This is a genomic window from Paenibacillus sp. Soil766, from assembly GCF_001428105.1.
Lineage (GTDB): Bacteria > Bacillota > Bacilli > Paenibacillales > NBRC-103111 > Paenibacillus_E.
On record NZ_LMSJ01000040.1, the window covers coordinates 27,080 to 29,184 of the forward strand.

Sequence of the window (2,105 nt, forward strand, 5' to 3'; positions counted from 1 at the left end):
GCTATCTGGATGGACAACATCAATTATCAAGGGCATAACATAAGCGCCTACTACAATAATACGGATAGTGCAGTCACTTATAGTGGAAGCTTCTCTGGTTCTTACAATTGGCTTAATAAAGGCGATTACCACGATGATGTCACCCAAACCCAAAATAATAACGATTACGTTGAGTTTACCTTTACGGGCTCCGGAGTCGATTATTACAGCATTTTTGAATCGACTACAGGCACCCAAGATGTGTACATGGACGGAACATTTCAACAGACGGTCAATGGTTATATAGCCAACGGTCGCGGTAGTGGTCACCTCTACACTGTTACAGGGCTGACGTATGGCCAACATACGATAAAAGTCGTTAAAACGGGCGGGACCTGGATGAAGGTTGATTACTTTGGTGTTTACGCGGAAGCGGATCCGACTGTCAAAACCATTAAAAACAATACGATACAAAATAACTATATCGCGCAGACCGGTGTGGAGTATATGGATGCACCGGCTATCAATGTGGGGTATACGGAAGGTACCAACATTTCCCATAATGAAATCACAGACGTTCCATATGACGGGATTTCAATGGGCTGGGGTTGGGGATGGGCTGATCCTACAGTGGCCAAGAATAATACCGTTCAATACAATTATATACACGACGTGATGAATGTTCTAACAATCTATACCTTAGGCGGACAACCGAACTCCTCCATCAATAACAACTATGTTCGTGAAGATAACGCGCATTACGGAGCGATCTATCTGGACGAAGGAACTAAATATTTTAACGTAAACAATAATCTGGTAGCTAACATTGGAAATGACGTGAATTGGTTGTATGTTCAAAACTATAACCCCGACAGTGCATCAAGATATAATACAATATTTTCCAATTTTGCGGCTTCAGTGAAAAAAACTGGTGATTGGACTATTAATACGTACAATAGCGATAACCAAGTTGGCTTAACTACCAATGATGTATTTCCGTTGCAGGCGTACAACGTTGCGCTAAATTCCGGAATTGAGGACTCCTATCGGGATATTATACCGCAGTCCAACTTCTCATTGCCGGATTACCTGCTGCTTGCCAGTGTATACGTGGATACCAATGCGGTAACGATACCGATCCGCAGCGCTGGCGATGCGACTAAAACGGTCTGGTTGGCTCCTTCAGGCACTACTACCTTCGCGGAAGGCAACACGATGACCAAGGCAGGCGGTACTGCGACCTCGATCTCTGTACCGAAAACTGCCGGAGATTATAAGCTTTATGTTGTGGACGCACTTGGGAATCGTTCCGCAGAGTCCACATTCCTTGTTAGACAGCAATGGAATTATGTTGACGACAAAGATGTCAGCGTAACCTATAGTCCCGCATGGAGCAACTATAACAGTTCAAGTGATTACAATGGTTCTGAATCGTATATCATTAGCGCCAATAGTTATGCGGAATATACGTTTGACGGAACGGGCGTTCGATATCTGAGCATGACACAACCCAACATGGGGAAAGTAGATGTCTATATCGACGGCGTTCTTGCACAGGCCGATATTGATGCTTATGCGCCAAGCACAACGAAACAAGTTGTTCTGTATCAAAACTCCAATCTTCTGAATGGGTCTCACACCATTANCGGAACGGGCGTTCGATATCTGAGCATGACACAACCCAACATGGGGAAAGTAGATGTCTATATCGACGGCGTTCTTGCACAGGCCGATATTGATGCTTATGCGCCAAGCACAACGAAACAAGTTGTTCTGTATCATAACTCCAATCTTCTGAATGGGTCTCACACCATTAAGGTCGTTTGCAAGGGAACCAAAAATGCTTCTTCAAGCGCTACAACCTGTGCGGTCGATGCGTTCGCTTCTATATCAACTCCAGACCAAACCACTTATTACAAGCTTGTGAATAAAAATAGCGGCAAGGTAATGGAAGTAAACGGGGCTTCCCTTAATTCCGGCGCGAATGTTATTCAATGGAACGACACAAGTGCCGCCAATCAGCGCTGGCAAATTGTCAAAACAGCAAGCGGCGACTACAAAATCATAAATAAAAATAGCGGAAAAGTGCTCGATGTATCTGGGGGTTCCACTTCCACTGGCGCGAA

Annotated in this window: 1 protein-coding gene; it reads left to right on the forward strand. The window is 44.5% G+C overall.

Features of this window, described 5'->3' with window-relative positions; all coding sequences use genetic code 11:
- Positions 1–1,665 precede the first annotated feature (1,665 nt).
- Positions 1,666–2,105, forward strand: a 440-nt coding sequence (locus ASG89_RS37950) for an RICIN domain-containing protein (RefSeq protein ID WP_235549947.1), incomplete at its 3' end; no start/stop codon positions are given.